The sequence below is a fragment of the Paenibacillus sp. J22P90 genome, assembly GCF_059692195.1.
The window spans coordinates 459901-475212 of sequence record NZ_JCAUAY010000004.1; the positions used below are offsets into that span (position 1 = coordinate 459901).

15 protein-coding genes and 1 riboswitch are annotated in these 15312 nt (G+C 44.4%); of the genes, 3 read left to right on the plus strand and 12 right to left on the minus strand.

Annotated elements, in window-relative coordinates; all coding sequences use genetic code 11:
* Positions 1-21: 21 nt before the first annotated feature.
* Positions 22-132, minus strand: a riboswitch (TPP riboswitch).
* Between the two features lie 47 nt (positions 133-179).
* The 5 genes from AC58UX_RS16450 to AC58UX_RS16470 all read right to left on the minus strand — a co-directional run bounded on the left by AC58UX_RS16450 (position 180) and on the right by AC58UX_RS16470 (position 5016).
* Positions 180-1031, minus strand: coding sequence for a patatin-like phospholipase family protein (locus AC58UX_RS16450; RefSeq protein WP_497254525.1), 852 nt, complete (start codon positions 1029-1031; stop codon positions 180-182).
* A 274-nt stretch (positions 1032-1305) separates the two neighbouring features.
* Positions 1306-1446, minus strand: a complete 141-nt coding sequence (locus AC58UX_RS16455; protein WP_497254527.1) for a hypothetical protein — start codon at positions 1444-1446, stop codon at positions 1306-1308.
* Between the two features lie 77 nt (positions 1447-1523).
* Positions 1524-3095 (minus strand): DUF3369 domain-containing protein, encoded by a 1572-nt coding sequence (locus AC58UX_RS16460; RefSeq protein WP_497254529.1) that lies wholly within the window; start codon positions 3093-3095, stop codon positions 1524-1526.
* The gene (locus AC58UX_RS16465) at positions 3092-4627 is read right to left on the minus strand and encodes a sensor histidine kinase (RefSeq protein ID WP_497254531.1); all 1536 of its coding nucleotides are present in this window, start codon (positions 4625-4627) and stop codon (positions 3092-3094) included. Before AC58UX_RS16465 ends, AC58UX_RS16460 begins: the two co-directional genes overlap by 4 nt.
* Positions 4628-4635: 8 nt before the next feature.
* The gene (locus AC58UX_RS16470; RefSeq protein WP_497254533.1) at positions 4636-5016 is read right to left on the minus strand and encodes a hypothetical protein; all 381 of its coding nucleotides are present in this window, start codon (positions 5014-5016) and stop codon (positions 4636-4638) included.
* A 322-nt stretch (positions 5017-5338) separates the two neighbouring features.
* Between AC58UX_RS16470 and AC58UX_RS16475 the strand changes: the two genes are divergently transcribed.
* Together AC58UX_RS16475 and udk are read left to right on the plus strand one after the other, a co-directional pair.
* Positions 5339-5656, plus strand: a complete 318-nt coding sequence (locus AC58UX_RS16475) for a hypothetical protein (RefSeq protein WP_497254535.1) — start codon at positions 5339-5341, stop codon at positions 5654-5656.
* A gap of 112 nt (positions 5657-5768) precedes the next feature.
* Positions 5769-6404 carry a uridine kinase gene (udk, locus tag AC58UX_RS16480; protein WP_497254537.1) on the plus strand — a complete coding sequence of 212 codons (636 nt, stop codon included), beginning with the start codon at positions 5769-5771 and terminating at the stop codon, positions 6402-6404.
* A 52-nt stretch (positions 6405-6456) separates the two neighbouring features.
* Here udk and AC58UX_RS16485 read toward each other — a convergent pair whose 3' ends face one another.
* Positions 6457-7614, minus strand: a complete 1158-nt coding sequence (locus AC58UX_RS16485) for an MFS transporter (protein ID WP_497254539.1) — start codon at positions 7612-7614, stop codon at positions 6457-6459.
* Positions 7604-8146: a hypothetical protein gene (locus tag AC58UX_RS16490; protein ID WP_497254541.1), complete on the minus strand. Its 543-nt coding sequence runs from the start codon at positions 8144-8146 to the stop codon at positions 7604-7606. The genes AC58UX_RS16485 and AC58UX_RS16490 overlap by 11 nt, the downstream gene beginning before the upstream one ends.
* A gap of 175 nt (positions 8147-8321) precedes the next feature.
* On the opposite strand from AC58UX_RS16490, the gene AC58UX_RS16495 reads away from it, so the two are divergent.
* Positions 8322-9437 (plus strand): aminopeptidase, encoded by a 1116-nt coding sequence (locus tag AC58UX_RS16495; RefSeq protein ID WP_497254543.1) that lies wholly within the window; start codon positions 8322-8324, stop codon positions 9435-9437.
* 82 nt (positions 9438-9519) lie between these two features.
* On the opposite strand, the gene AC58UX_RS16500 is transcribed toward AC58UX_RS16495, so the two are convergent.
* The 5 genes from AC58UX_RS16500 to cyoA all read right to left on the minus strand — a co-directional run bounded on the left by AC58UX_RS16500 (position 9520) and on the right by cyoA (position 15110).
* A complete protein-coding gene (locus AC58UX_RS16500; RefSeq protein ID WP_497254545.1) occupies positions 9520-11001 on the minus strand; it encodes a L,D-transpeptidase family protein in 1482 nt (493 codons plus the stop codon).
* A gap of 171 nt (positions 11002-11172) precedes the next feature.
* Entirely contained in the window at positions 11173-11502 is a 330-nt protein-coding gene (gene cyoD, locus AC58UX_RS16505; protein WP_497254547.1) for a cytochrome o ubiquinol oxidase subunit IV, read from the minus strand.
* On the minus strand, positions 11503-12117 hold the full coding sequence (gene cyoC, locus AC58UX_RS16510) for a cytochrome o ubiquinol oxidase subunit III (protein WP_497254886.1): 615 nt from the start codon (positions 12115-12117) through the stop codon (positions 11503-11505). It abuts the gene before it with no gap.
* Entirely contained in the window at positions 12117-14087 is a 1971-nt protein-coding gene (locus tag AC58UX_RS16515) for a cbb3-type cytochrome c oxidase subunit I (RefSeq protein WP_497254549.1), read from the minus strand. Before AC58UX_RS16515 ends, cyoC begins: the two co-directional genes overlap by 1 nt.
* A gap of 36 nt (positions 14088-14123) precedes the next feature.
* Entirely contained in the window at positions 14124-15110 is a 987-nt protein-coding gene (gene cyoA, locus AC58UX_RS16520) for a ubiquinol oxidase subunit II (protein WP_497254551.1), read from the minus strand.
* Positions 15111-15312: the final 202 nt, after the last annotated feature.

Sequence of the window (15312 nt, forward strand, 5' to 3'; positions counted from 1 at the left end):
TCCAAGCGAAATTATCGCTGGATGTGCATTTATAAGAGTCTCTACGCTGGCATTACCCAGATCAGATTAACGGTTAGTGACAATGACGGTCACAATCTCAGCCTGACATCTCAAGCTCCCGTGGGTTCTTTATTTGGTTAATTTCTAAGATACCGCAAGTTTCGACAAAAAGCAAACCTTTAACGAAGTAACCATTCCTTTAACTTCTGCCCAAGCTTCTTCGCATCTTCATAGCCAAGCTCAAACAATTTCTCAAGCTTGCGCGGGTCCTTCTCCATCCGTCCTACTTCCACTTTGGTTGAAGGTCGGATAATGAGCGCACTGCCATCTGCTTCCATCCGTTCAATCGTTTCTAACGTGCTGTTATAAATCTCACTTCGATTGACAAGCACATCCACTAAACCGTTGTATTTCGGATAAAAGCTTTTCGCTAACCAGCGCTGCTTAAATGGCCGTTTGCGGTAGCCAAGCTCCTTCGTTAAGACAATAATATGTTTTTTATTGCCGTCAGCGACCGATTTTTGAACAGGGATCGGATCCACCAATCCGCCATCAAATAATGTTCTGCCATCAAAATGAATCGGTGTAGCTACAAAAGGCAATGAACTGGAAGCTTGTACGATCGGCATCGTTTGCAGCTGCAGCTCATGCTTCGTATAATAAATCGGCTCCCCTGTATGTGCGTCCGTCGTTCCTATCGCAAATTGTTGGGAAGAAGCATAAAACGTATCATAATCAAAAGGCACTAATCGATTCGGGATCTCATTAAAAATAAAATCCATACCAAATATGCTTTTACTGCGCAATAAGTTTCGATAGCTTAAATAACGGTGATCCGCGACATAGTCGATCGTCACTTTCTTATTCCGCCCAGGTTGTTTAGAAATATATGAAACGGCATTACATGCCCCCGCCGAAACACCAACCACATAAGGGAAATATAAATTATTTTCCATAAAGTATTCCAAGACTCCTGCGGTGTATACGCCTCGCATACCTCCGCCTTCCAGTACGAGTCCAATGCCTTCCATGGTGACACCTTCTTTCTGTCTATCTCAAGCCCCTTTTTAGCATACAGGAATTGTAAATTAAAATAAATGGCTTTGTTTCTTCGAAAATGAGACAAAGACGTAGAATTCATCCTGCTTTCCAAGACTAATTGAGGGAAATCCCAGTTCAACCTTTATTTTGCCGAAATTTAACGTGTACGTCAACTTTTCCATCCGAACGCTTTGACACTTACATAGAATGCCAAAAACCCTCGTTCCAGAGAAGGAACAAGGGTTTAGTAAGCATTTGGTAAAATTAAGATTTGTTTTTACTAATGTTATTAAGGCTTGGTGGAAATTCGGCCGCGTTCTGTGCCTTTAGCGTTTGTGCTTCCTCCGTGAAGTGAGCGGCATTTTGTTGATTATTTTTCTTATCAGGTCGATTAACTTTTGGCATTACTTTCACCTCCATCATCTCAACCGTAGTATGAGAAGGTGATCCTGATCTTATGCCCTCAGAAATCCTTAAGGTGATTAACGATTTTCTTTATACAACTCTTTGATGACCATAAATTCATCTAAATTGCTTAGAAACAGATCCACAATAACCGGGTCAAAATGTTTACCGCGTTCAGATCTCAATAAATCCAGCACACGATCTAATTCCCATGCTTTCTTATAGACCCGATCGCTGCACAAAGCATCAAATACGTCTGCTAAAGCCGTTATCCGGCCGTATAGATGGATGTTCTCCCCTTTAAGGCCTTGTGGATATCCCGTCCCGTCAAACCGTTCATGATGCTGATGTGCAATTATCGCCGCGGCGTGAAGTACTTTTTTATTCGAATGCTTAAGCATTTCATAGCCTAAATTAGAATGGGTCTTCATGATATCGAATTCTTCAGCGGTTAGAGCGCCAGGTTTATTCAGGATCGCATCAGGGATCCCAACCTTGCCTACATCATGCATTGGCGTGGCGAGTCGTATAATTTCTGCTTCCTGCTCAGACAAGCCATATTTCAGCGCTAGCAACCGCGAATATTCGGCCACTCTTTTCACATGATGACCCGTCTCTTGTGACCGAGTCTCTGTAATCTCACCCATCGTATAAATGATTTCCTGCTGCGTGCTCTCGAGCTCGTTGTTCAAATAAATATTCTCAAAGGCAACAGACACGTTCGCGCAATAAATGTCTACGAGATAGTGCTCCCATTCGCTGAGAGCATTGAATCCATTCATGAATATCACATTTTCCATGCCCATCTTGCTCTGGAAATAGATAACGAAACGATCCGCCCCAAAGCTGCTTTTTCGAGTCTGAAAGGCTAACTCAATTTCCTCGAGCACATCCGTAGGAACGACATCACGCGCTCTCGCATCTTGATTCGCCGCATAATCCCCGCTTGCCGCGAGAATATAAATATCTTCAACACCCTTGGTCACAGCGAAGCTGCAATGAATCGCATTCTTATGCAAATTAACGATGGAGGTCATTTGAGTCAAAACACCTGACGCAAATTTCTTCATCGACTGTAATTCAAATAATGTCGCCGATGACTTAATAATTTCTTCTAAGCCTACTCTGCTTTTTTCAATCGTTTTGATGTCCCGAAAGGATCGCAACGCTGTAACAACTGTGGTGAATAGCTTCTGAGAGGTCAGCTCGGTCTTTTCTTTATAATCATTAATGTCATAATCCATGATGACAGTACGCTCAGGCGCTTGACCAGGCTGACCCGTACGTAAAATAATGCGCACAGCCTGATTATTCAATTGTTCACGAATAAATTTAACGATTTGTAAACCCGCGTCCTCATGTTCCATGACGACATCTAATAAAACAAGGGCCGTTTGTGGCTGCTCTCTCAGTAGTTGTTTGGCTTCCACCGCTGAGTACGCACTATAAAATTTCAATTTCCTACCAGCGAATTCGAAATCCTGCAGCACCATTTTCGTAACCTGATGGATTTGTTTTTCGTCATCTACAATAAGTACGATCCACGGATCCTGCTCCACCGATCGCTGATTCGCAATTACATCTACATCATCTTCCTCTGCAGCAAAAAGAAGCTCATCCTCATCGACAGACTCCACTTCCTTCGTCATAGTTCGGCTTCCTCCTCTTTGGGGATTGTTATCATAAACAAGCTGCCTTGTCCCAATACACTGGAACATTGAATGGTGCCATTTAAAGATTCTTTTACGAGGTTATATACGATATTCATCCCTAAGCCTGTCCCGCCTTGCCCGCGGCTCGTTGTGAAGAACGGATCAAAAATGCGATCCAATACTTCTTCCGTCATCCCTTTGCCATCATCGGAGTAGGCAATCTGAATATGGTCGGGTTGGGCGATGACACGGATACTTAAATGACCTTCATCCTCAGCTTCATAAGCATGATTTAATGAGTTCATAACTAAATTTGTAATGATTTGAGATAAGGCCCCAGGATACGTGAATAGTTGGAGTTTTTCGTCGCAGACAACGTCCAAGTACATATGTGATTTCTTGAGCGCTGGCTTTAGACTAGCAGAAATACCTTCAAGATAATCTTTTAAAAGAAAAGTCCGTTTCAACTCTACACTTTGATCCACAGAAATTTGCTTGAAGCTTCTTACCAACGATGAGGCCCGTTCCAAATTCGATTGAACCATCGCATTCGTCTCATGGGTGATCGAGAGGAATTGTTCTAGATCCGATTTTTTCATCTTCCCGGACTCATACAACGATTGAAATTGCTTCGTCTTCTGGTCCAGATAAGATATAGCGGTCACACCAATGCCAATCGGAGTGTTAATTTCATGCGACACACCGGCAACTAGATTGCCCAGTGCGCCCATTTTCTCTGAATGAACGAGCTGATCTTGCGTAACTTGCAGCGTATGCAGTGCCTGCCCAAGCTCCTGATAGCGTTCATCCAAATTAGTAACCATATCATTGAAAGCTTCCGAAACTTCATCGATCTCTGGTGACGCTTTGAACTGCAGCTTGGGCAATTCCCCGCCCTGTTTGACAATAACAGCCGCCTCTCGCAGCTTACTTAATGGGCGGATGACGATAACCCGTAGAATGAGCCATAGCAATGTAGATAAAACAACAGCAATGCTCAGACCAACGATCACAATGAGTTTTGTTCTCTTTTTAAGCAGCAACTCTTCTTCCGAAGAGTCGAAAATAACCTCCACTGCCCCAATAACTGCACCATCCTCTTGCAAGGGGGCCGTCAACCGAACAATCGGCCTGTCACTCTGTGCCATTGGAATGCGGTCTACAATGGTGTGGTCTTGCTCAGGAATGACCACACTAGCCGAGTTCAAGATCGTGCCTATTTCCTTACGGTCTGAAGCTGCTAGGACTTTCCCCTGTTTGTCATACAGCTTCATATCTACAACACGATTATTCTTATATTGGATATAATCAAATATTTGTTGAATAGATGTGATCGATCTTGATTCTTCGTAGCGTCCATTAATGGCTATGGTCATGCCGCTAATTTGGCTTACATATGCCTCACGGATCGCTTGATTTAAACTGATCGTGTCAAACACCATCATCGTTGAAATCATAGCAACGGTAACCGCAGTGACAAGTACCACAATACGTCTTTGCAAACTGAGCTTCTTCTGAAGAAATGGCATAGTCACTCCTACTTCACTTCGAAGGTAACGGTTTTGCTGACATCGTACGGGGTGTGGTCATTATTATGTAAGGAGATCTTCACTTCATGTGGTCCTTTGCCTAAATGGTCCAATACCTTTTGATTCGAGGTAACAACGATCTTTTCACCTTTGTCCAACGACATATGAACATGACCTTCGCCTTGAACACGCTGTTGTCCGTAATGATCCTTTGATATCTTGAGATCCGTTGTCAGATCTAGAGTCACGGTGTCGTCTTTCACAACCGATGAGACCTCTAAAGTTGGTGTATACGAAGCTGTTGTGGTCGTGGTGGTTTTAGCAGAACCGCAACCGGAAATCATAATTGTTAATGCAGTTAACAAACAAAAACCGTTAAACTTATTCATTTTTCATCCTCCGTGAAGATGTTTTTAGTCGAATCTTTCCGAAAAAAACTATCTTCTCTAGCTTAAGAATAATCATTACTTTTGTCCACTTTTATTTTGGAAACAAGTGTAAGAATGCACACGGTTTTGCGAATATTTTTTTTATTCAAAATTGTCTGACAATTGTTGTCGAATCTTCATGATAACGCTCACATTTTGCGCTTACCCAGGAAATAATTTCATTTCCCGAAACCGAATGATTTCCCCAGTTTTGGCGCAATGTAGTAAAGTCGCTTTTCATAGCTTCTCCATTAGCATTATGAACCTACAGGAGGTCTCCCCCATGACAGGAACCAATCAACATCAACAGCCGGTTCAGCACGCCATTGACGCCGCAGATCATGCCATTCTACAAGCACAAGCCGCCCAGCATAAGCTGCAAGTCGCCATAACGGAAGCTAATCCTCATGCCATCCAATCGGCGCAAGCCGCACTTGTTCAAGCAGATCAACAGGTTTCGCAAGCACAAAGACAGTTAGCAGAGTTTGCAAACGATCAATTTGGGCAGCAAATCAAGCAAACCTTCGAGCAATTGAACCAAGCCGCTCAGGATATTGAGGCCAATCAAGAGAAATTTCATACACCGAAGCAGGTTCGATAACGGCTTCCTCGACGAAAAGGTGATCGTTTCCCGATCACTTTTTCTTTTTAGCTGCACAATATGTTAAACTACGTAGGAAGGTTTTCAAGTTATTTGGGGAGGCACTACATACATGCTCGTGATTGGAATTGCCGGTGGTACCGGTTCAGGTAAAACAACAGTAGCGAAATCTATCATTACAAAGCTCGGTTCTACGAATGTGACTTTGATTTCACAAGATAATTATTATCTTCATCATAGCGGTCTGACCTTCGAGGAACGGGAACGCATTAATTATGATCATCCTCGTGCTTTTGAAAATGAATTGCTCCTTCAACATTTGAACACGCTCCGAAGTGGCCAGCCCGTCGACATTCCTGTCTACGATTTCGCGACGCATGCACGCTCGACAGAAACGATCCGTGTTAACGTAAAGCCGATTGTGCTACTTGAAGGCATTCACGTTCTAACGGATGAAGATCTACGCGGCGCACTCAATATCAAAGTATTTGTTGATACAGATCCAGATGTGCGTATCCTTCGTCGTCTATCTCGTGATATTAATGAGCGCGGCAGATCACTTCAATCCGTTTTTGATCAATATTTGACGACGGTGAAGCCCATGCATGATGCGTTTATCGAGCCATCGAAGAAATACGCGGACATTATTATTCCTGAAGGCGGAGAGAATCAAATCGGCATCTCACTCCTTACCATTTTGACTGAACGCTATATGACGGATCAAGCAGCTAATTATGAAATTGGCTAAATAAGTACATGCGAATAAGCCACTTCCCTTATCACAAGGAAAGTGGCTTTTTTCATGTTGCACGAGCTCTGAATATGAATCCCGACAGTCCAAATAACAAATACACAAGTCCGAGGAAGTAGAATATGCTGACTACGTTCAAATAATGAAGCGCCATCCCGCCAACTAAAGGGCCGATAATACTCCCTACGCTATATTGAATTGAAGCAATAATATTGGCGGTTGGCAGCAAATGACGCGGTAAAATATCCGCCGCATACGCAAGCCCCAGCGAGAAGAAGGAGCCTACCATGCCCCCTGCTACGCCTAAGCAAAGCCCAAGGCCCCATAGATTTGTACCAACAAAAGGCACACAACAGAACGCTATTGCCCCAACAATGGCAGTTCCCATTAGAATTGGCTTGCGACCAATACGGTCACTCCATACCCCCAGCGGCAGCTGCATAATGAGCCCTCCGATCCCAGTTACGGGCAGGAGAAGACCGATCGCGGACTCAGAAAGACCGATCCGAATACCGTAAAGCGGAAAGTTGCTATTCATCGCCGCTTCCATATACCCGAATAGCAAGGATGTAATAAGCGGGAACCAAGCGAGTGAAATAACTGTCGTAGCACGTTTATGAGCAGCCTCTGCTCGCTCGGATCGCTCTGGCTTATCATTCTTAAGTGTGCTCAAGAGAATGAATACGAGAATAAAGAAGATGCTTGTCACCATAAAAGGCGCCCAAATCCCTGCTTTTAGCAACGTAATGCCTAGTGGCCCTATACTAAACCCAATGCCATAAGCCATCCCATAGAGCGAAATATTGCGCCCTCTCTTCTCTTTCGGACTGGAGGATACGATCCATAGCTGTGTGGCAAAGTGTAAAGCACTATCGCCAATCCCCACAAGGAGTCTCAGCACGAACCAAAAGCCAACCTGCTGCCATACAGGGAACAAGCAATTGGCGATAATGATAATGCTCATTCCAACCATGATGACAGGCTTGTAGCCATATTTTCGAACAGGCTTCTCAATGAAAAACATCGTCGCAAAAATGCCGATATATAGCGCTGCGGCATTCACTCCATTGGCATCGGTTGAAACACCCATTCGGTCAAGCAAAATGGTCAGCAGCGGCAAGAGCATACCTTGACTCATCCCTGCCACGATGATCACCATAATTAATGTCGTTAATTGATAATTAGGCCGTACTAATTTAAGCGCCATTCCCGAAATCCACCGTTTCCCATCTCTCGGCATAGTCATTTAGCTTGCCATGAAGAGGAACACGGAACTGCGTAAATATGACGAGTCTTGCTTTTTTAATCCATTCCTTGAAGGAAGGGTATGTAACGAATAGGTTGGCGTAACGATCACTCATGCAAATAAAGTGAGGTCCGGGAGACTTCTCTGCTAAGAAGCTTAGCGACGTGTCTAGCGGCGTGTATTTCTTACGCTTTCCTTCCCATTTATCCACTTCAACCTGAAGAGTTGTATCTACATCCTCCAAAAGCTCTTCGATATGCTTCACACGGGCATAGTAAGGCATTTCCGTTCGGATATCCATCCGGCGAAGTGTTTCTTCATGCTGGGGATAAAAGATGACGCGTACGAATTTTCTTTCCTCCGCCCAAGCGATACAAGCACTCATCTCGTGCTCTGTCCAGTCTTCAAACGTTTCGAATACGATGACAGTTCCCTTCTGTGTTTCTGCCGGGGGTTCATAGCCGAAGGGTACTTTGATTTGCTCTCTTGCCATAACGTCCTCCTCTAGTTGTCATTCTGCCATGTTGACATGTTAAATTTTCTTGCTCCTTTACGTAGTATACCCGTTCCACCTCCATGAAGCCATTGGGTCGATTGGATTACGTGAACACGTTGCGTTATAATTTGGGGGTACGTATTATTTATTAAGATAAGGGAGACTTACTGAAATGAGAGATCCAAGATTACAAACTTTTGCCCGAAACATTATTCGCTATTCCGTGAGTCTTCAGCCCGGCGAAAACATATTGATTGAAATGATTGGCGTTAAAGATCCTGAACTGGCGAAATGCTTGATAGAGGAAGTTTATGCTGCTGGAGGCAACCCATTCATCGAATTGCGCGATCCCGCGATTACGCGGAGCCTGCAGATGAAAGGCACGCAAGCCCAATTCAGCGCATGGTCAGACATCGAGCTTGCCCGAATGAAACAAATGGATGCTTACGTGGCGGTTCGAAGCGGAGATAACATTACGGAATCCTCCGATGTGCCTGATGAGCAGATGAAGCTATTCCTGAAGTACTTCCAGCGTCCTATCTTCGACGAGCGTATTAATAACACTAAATGGGTCGTTATGCGCTACCCGAATCCTTCTATGGCCCAGCTAGCTGGAAAAAGCACGGAAGCATTTGAAGATTTCTATTTCAATGTATGTAACCTGGATTACAGCAAGATGGCAAAAGCGATGGAATCCCTTGTTGATCTCATGAATCGCACGGATCGCGTTCGTTTAGTTGCGAAAAACACCGATCTTAGCTTCTCAATCAAGGGTATTGGAGCGGTTCCTTGCTCCGGACTTCGCAACATCCCTGATGGCGAGGTGTATACAGCCCCTGTCAAAGACTCGGTGAACGGTGTCATCAGCTACAATACGCCAACGATCTATTCCGGCACTTCTTTCGAAAACATCGTGCTCACGTTCGAGAACGGCCGCATTATTAACGCGACTAGTAACGATACCAAGAAGCTGAATGAGATTCTGGATACGGATGATGGCGCTCGCTTTATCGGTGAATTCGCGATCGGTGTGAACCCTTATATCCAACATCCGATGAAAGATATCTTGTTTGATGAGAAAATTGACGGCAGTATCCATTTCACGCCAGGTCAAGCCTATGAAACCGCGGATAACACCAATCGTTCTTCCGTTCATTGGGATATGGTTCTAATTCAACGACCTGAGTATGGCGGCGGCGAAATTTACTTTGATGATGTGCTCATTCGCAAAGACGGCCGTTTCGTCATTCCTGAGCTGGAGAAGCTCAACCCAGAAAACTTAATGTAGTTAACGATTAACATAATCGTGTGAACACAAAAAGCAGTTGAGACTTCCGAGAACATTCTCTCGGTAAGCTTCAGCTGCTTTTTTAACCTAGCCAATGGAAAGTAACCTGATCTGCGGATTCAGAATGTTGCGGCTTAATAGGCGGGATGAGTCGAGAGGTATCCTTCACCAAACTAGCTGGATTCGAGGTATTTCCCGTGGAAAGTATTTGTACTTCAGCACCCTTAGGGACAAAAGGAAACACTTGCTGAATGTCTGCATTCGTCAGGCGAATACAGCCCAGAGATTTATTACCTCCGATGGAGCTTTCATCATACGTCCCGTGTAACGCGATTGCGCCTAGTCCTAAGCCTGCATCACCATAGCTTTGAGTTGTCTTCCCTTTTGGCTGTTGTACGCGCTCTACGACCCTAAATACGCCTTCTGGCGTGCTCCCGCCTGCTCCAAGTCCGACTTCCTTCTCCCATAGGACATATGGGCCGCTGACTAGTTTCAACTGATACTCATCTTGATTCACTTCGAGATGGATGGGGTCATATGGAACACCGACTCCACCCGTTGTATTCGCATAAAACATGTGCGCGACATCTGGCGCCTTGGGATCATAAACCCAACCCCCATCCCCATTATAGACTGTTGTAATCTCATTGGAGCCTGAAGCCGCTTCATTGGGAATGAAGCTTAGATAATTATTTGGATAATTCTGCAGCAATTGATCTATTTGAGTGGGAGCGTGTCCCGCAGTCTTCTGATAGGATTCCAAAGCGGTTCGAACTAAATTAGCACCAATCGCGCTAAGCGGTTGGTGCTCTTCAAATTCAGCGTTCAAAAACCGGATATGAACGAGAGCGTCTGCCTCAGGCTGATACATTGCTACGACAAAAGCACGCTTGATATCCTCCTCTTTCGTCAGTAGCATAGTTTTCCCTTTTTCCCTGTTATCCTCCGAGACAATCCCATAGATCATAATATTCGCATTCGGTATTTCCTTGGCCAGAACCAAGGCTTGATCATGGAGCTTCTTTTCAATTTCTGAACGGGCTGTCTCTGGCGAGAGATACAGGATAAAGGGCTTGTCCACCGTTTCGTAGGTGACTTGTGTGCCTACTCCCCAAATCTTCATTTTAGAAATCGTCCGAGAGATCGAATGATCGCCAACAAAGAACAAGACCAAAAGCACATTGAGAATCAGCAAAACGAGCAACAGCATTTTCATAAATGGTGGCAATAACGGCTTTGGCTTCACAGGCAATGTCTGTTCCAGATTTGCCATGTGCGAGGCTTGCTGCTGGTCTAGCATGTGAATAGCACGATTCGCTGCAGAATAGAAAGGCGAGGGATAGGTTTTAAGTACTTCCGTGTAGTGGAAACGGGCACGTTTCCAATTCCCATTTTCGCGAAATTTCTGCCCCAAATTGAAGTGCGCTTCCGGTGAATTCGCATCTAAATAACGAATAACCTTCTCATGATAGAGGGGGTCAGCATGACTGATGAACAAGTTTTTGTGCAAATGGACGAGGTGATCATCGAGTTGGCTACGGAATCGTTGGTTTGGTCGGATCATTTGGCTCCTCTCCGTTCAGTGATATAGCTTGTCTCACCAGATGAATGATACATATAGTATCTCTGATACATAATGTATCACGACATAAATGGAAAGACAAGACCAAAAAAAGACGCCCTCCCCCCATACTTACTGGGTTGAGAACGTCTTTGAATGCCTGCTGCCGTGCAATTAATGAGCTACAGTATTGTATGTCATGATCCAGATCGAACCTGCAACGATGGTCAGTAGAATAACTAGGCCAAAGAGCAGTGCCATGATGTTCCATCGTGCATTCTCACCATCTTTGATATGCATGAAGAAGAACAATTGTACAGCGAATTGCAGAACTGCCATGAGTAAAATTAAGATTAATGTCCCGGTTTTGTTCAGCATGTGGTTCATCACGACGACAAGTGGAATGATCGTCAAAATGATCGACAGTGCAAAACCGATAATATACGATTTCAATGATCCATGAGACTCATGATTGTGATGTGCTTCTGTATGCGGTTGGCTCACTTACATCACCCCCATGAGATAGACGACTGTAAATACGAAGATCCAAACTACATCCAGGAAATGCCAGTACAGCGAAATGATAGCCACTTTACGTTTCGTTACCGTTGTGATCCCGCGGCGTTTCAATTGAAAGATCAAACCAATCATCCAGATTAAACCAACAGAGACGTGCAAACCATGCGTTCCTACCAACGTGAAGAAGGCAGATAAGAAGGCGCTGGTGCTGATCGTTGCTCCTTCATGATTAACCATGCTAATGAATTCTGCAAGCTCTAAGCCAATGAATGAGGCCCCTAGGAGCACCGTCACGATCAACCAACCGATAAGTTGCTTCACATTCCCTTTGTGCATACCAAGCAAGGCTAACCCGCTCGTAAAGCTGCTCGTAAGCAAAATGAAGGTCTCCGCAATGATGCCGGGCATTTTGAATAATTCTTCCGGCGTTGGTCCTCCATTTGTATTTTGATGAAGGACCATATAGGTTGCGAATAAAGATCCGAATAATATGACGTCAGTGATCAGAAATATCCAAAACCCGAACGTTTTGAGCGATTCGTGATCATGTTCATGATCGTGTTCATGGCCGTGATTATGATGTGCAGCTGTATGTGCCATTACACCTTCACTCCTTTCCATGCGTCTTCCGTCGCTTTCACTTCTTCCGCTGGAATATAATAATCCGTATCATAGCTGAAGGAACGAGCAATCATACAGATGGCAACACCAATTAACGAAGGGATCGTTAGCCACATCCAATCCCATACGAAGCCGAAGCCTGCGAAGAACCAGAACGCCGACATAATGAATGGAATTCCTGAATTTTTTGGCATATGAATCGGTTCATAGTTGGTTGGTGTTGGTTGCTTTTTAACAGTACCTTGCTTCTCTTCCCACCAAACATCAGCCACTTCTGCTTTCGGCAGCACCGCAAAGTTATAAATTGGCGCTGGTGAAGGAATCGACCATTCCAACGTACGACCATCCCACGGGTCGCCACCGACTTTGTGCTCTTTAAGGAACTTAATGGAGTGCGCGATTTGCCACACTTGGAAGAGGAATGCTAAGCCCATCAAGAAGCCGCCTACGGTCGAAACGACGTTTAACGGTCCCCAACCCATATCCCAGCTATATGTGTACGTACGACGAGTCATCCCGTCCAAACCTAGGAAATATTGCGGCATGAAACAAACGTAGAAACCAATGTTCCACAGCCAGAAAGCCCATTTACCCAGATGCTCATTGAGTTTAAACCCGAACATCTTCGGCCACCAGTAGTAGAGTCCCGCAAAGTAACCGAAGGCTACCCCACCGATCAAAACCTGATGGAAATGCGCAATTAAGAAATAGCTGTTGTGGAATTGGAAATCTGCTGGCGCTACTGACAACAGTACGCCCGTCATCCCGCCAACGACGAAGCAAGGGATGAACGCGATGGTCCATAACATTGGCGTCGTAAATTTAATTTTACCTCTGAACATCGTGAACAACCAGTTAAACACCTTGACACCTGTCGGTATCGCAATGAGCATTGTACTAACCGCGAAGAACGCGTTCACATCAGCGCCAGATCCCATTGTGAAGAAATGATGTGCCCACGTAAAGAAAGAAAATAAGCTAATAATCAACATGGCGAATACCATTGATTTGTACCCAAAAAGCGTTTTCTTGGCAAAGGTTGCTACCACTTCAGAGAAAATACCAAAGGCAGGCAGGACAACGATATATACTTCCGGATGACCCCACATCCAAATTAAGTTGATGTACATCATCGGATTACCGCCACCGTCTAGGGTGAAGAAGTGCGCACCTAAGAAACGATCCAAGAATAGCAATGCAAGTGTAACCGTTAAAATTGGGAATGCGAAAATGATAATGATACAACTTGAAAATACGGACCATGAGAACATTGGCATTTTCATCAATTTCATGCCAGGTGTACGCATTTTCAAAATGGTCACAATAAAGTTAATCCCCGTCGCCAAGCTTCCGATCCCGGAAATTTGGATCCCCCAAATATAGAAGTTCTCTCCCACACCTGGACTATGTGACATTTCAGATAATGGCGGATAGCTTAACCAACCTGCATCTGGTGAACCACCGATAATGAAGGATACGTTGAATAGCATCGCTCCCCAGAAGAACATCCAGAAGCTGAGTGAATTCAAGAACGGATACGCAACGTCACGCGCCCCGATTTGAAGCGGAACTATGATATTGAATAACCCAAACATCAGCGGCATGGCCATGAACAAAATCATGATAACGCCGTGCGTGGTAAAAATTTGATTGTAATGATCCGGTTGCAAGAACTGACTGTCCGGCATAGCAAGCTGCACACGCATGAGCAGAGCATCAACACCACCGCGGAACAGCATCAGAATCGAACAAACGATATACATGATCCCGATTCGTTTATGATCAACGCTGGTTAACCATTCGCGCCAGAGCCATCCCCATTTTTTGAAGAAGGTCAGAACGAATACAATCGCCACCAGCGTGAGCCCAATACTAACTTGGGCCCCTAGAATCATCGGATCGCCTGTAACGAAAAACTCAGATGCGAAATCTTTTATTTTATCGAGCATGAGATGATCTCCCTTTCGTGAAACTTTGATCTATTACTATTTACTTGCACCATGCATTTGACTATGGTCCATTTCGCTGTGGTTCATGCCGTTTTGACTCATCGAGGTTTCCTTAGAGGCTTCTTTCTTCTCAACTGAAGTTGCCCTCGAAGCATGCCCGCTATGAATAGATTGACCCTTCGTATATTTCGTCACAATTTGCTCGAAGAGTCCGTCTGGGATCGCAGAGAAATACTTCACGCCGGACTTGCCAGGCTTCGCTAATTCTTCATAGCCTTCTTTGGTCAATTTCGTAGGAACATTCTTCGTTTTGGCAACGAAGGAATCAAAATCCGCTTGTGATGTTGCGTTCACATCAAAGGTCATGTCAGCAAAATGCTCGCCGCTAAAGTTCGCACCCGTTCCGAAATAATGACCAATTTCATCCGCTTGTAAATACAGTGTCATCGCCATACCAGACATCGTATAGATTTGACCGCCTAACTGCGGAATCCAGAAGGAATTCATTGGTGCATCTGACGTTAATTCGAACTTAATTGGCGTATCCTCAGGGATTTGCAAATAATTAACAGTCGCAATCCCTTGCTCAGGATAAGTAAATAACCATTTCCAATCAAGTGAAGTAACTTGAACCGTTAGCGGTTTTTTATCCGACTCTAAAGGTTTAGAAGGTTCTGTTGCATAAGTGTATTTCACAGTGATGACAGCGATCGCGCCAATAATAATGATGGGAATGGCCCACCAAATCGTTTCCAATTTCGTACTGTGTGACCAATTCGGGTCGTACTTCGCTTTATTTCCTTTTTTATCGCGATATCGCCATACAATCCAAGCCGTTAAGACTAGAACAGGTAAGGTGATTATGCCGCATAATACAGTTGTAATGACGATTAAATCTTTTAGTTCAGCACCCACGGGTCCCTTTGGATCCAAAACCATAGCTTGACTGCATCCTGACAATACTAAGATGATGGCGACCATCATGAAGATCAACGATGCTTGTTTAAGCTTTCTCTTCTTCATTTTATTTACCTCCTAATCGACGTCACTAACTTAATATCAACATATCATCTTGTTCTCCAAACTGCACCATAGCAAAACTCGACTTAACAAATACGTCAAAGGTTCGACGTTGGAATGTAAAACAAATGTCACAGAACGTTTGTTGACTCCGCTGGAAAAATATGAACAGCAAAAAAGCCTTCCAAGTGTTTACCTTGAAAGG

Excerpts from the sequence above, each read along its gene's own strand:
- AC58UX_RS16450 (WP_497254525.1), bottom strand. The coding sequence starts at position 1,031 with ATGGAAGGCATTGGACTCGTACTGGAAGGCGGAGGTATGCGAGGCGTA.
- AC58UX_RS16460 (WP_497254529.1), bottom strand. The coding sequence starts at position 3,095 with ATGACGAAGGAAGTGGAGTCTGTCGATGAGGATGAGCTTCTTTTTGCT.
- AC58UX_RS16500 (WP_497254545.1), bottom strand. The coding sequence starts at position 11,001 with ATGATCCGACCAAACCAACGATTCCGTAGCCAACTCGATGATCACCTC.
- AC58UX_RS16455 (WP_497254527.1), bottom strand. The coding sequence starts at position 1,446 with ATGCCAAAAGTTAATCGACCTGATAAGAAAAATAATCAACAAAATGCC.
- AC58UX_RS16485 (WP_497254539.1), bottom strand. The coding sequence starts at position 7,614 with ATGGCGCTTAAATTAGTACGGCCTAATTATCAATTAACGACATTAATT.
- AC58UX_RS16465 (WP_497254531.1), bottom strand. The coding sequence starts at position 4,627 with ATGCCATTTCTTCAGAAGAAGCTCAGTTTGCAAAGACGTATTGTGGTA.
- AC58UX_RS16495 (WP_497254543.1), top strand. The coding sequence starts at position 8,322 with ATGAGAGATCCAAGATTACAAACTTTTGCCCGAAACATTATTCGCTAT.
- AC58UX_RS16515 (WP_497254549.1), bottom strand. The coding sequence starts at position 14,087 with ATGCTCGATAAAATAAAAGATTTCGCATCTGAGTTTTTCGTTACAGGC.
- AC58UX_RS16490 (WP_497254541.1), bottom strand. The coding sequence starts at position 8,146 with ATGGCAAGAGAGCAAATCAAAGTACCCTTCGGCTATGAACCCCCGGCA.
- AC58UX_RS16475 (WP_497254535.1), top strand. The coding sequence starts at position 5,339 with ATGACAGGAACCAATCAACATCAACAGCCGGTTCAGCACGCCATTGAC.
- cyoC (WP_497254886.1), bottom strand. The coding sequence starts at position 12,117 with ATGGCACATACAGCTGCACATCATAATCACGGCCATGAACACGATCAT.
- AC58UX_RS16470 (WP_497254533.1), bottom strand. The coding sequence starts at position 5,016 with ATGAATAAGTTTAACGGTTTTTGTTTGTTAACTGCATTAACAATTATG.
- udk (WP_497254537.1), top strand. The coding sequence starts at position 5,769 with ATGCTCGTGATTGGAATTGCCGGTGGTACCGGTTCAGGTAAAACAACA.
- cyoA (WP_497254551.1), bottom strand. The coding sequence starts at position 15,110 with ATGAAGAAGAGAAAGCTTAAACAAGCATCGTTGATCTTCATGATGGTC.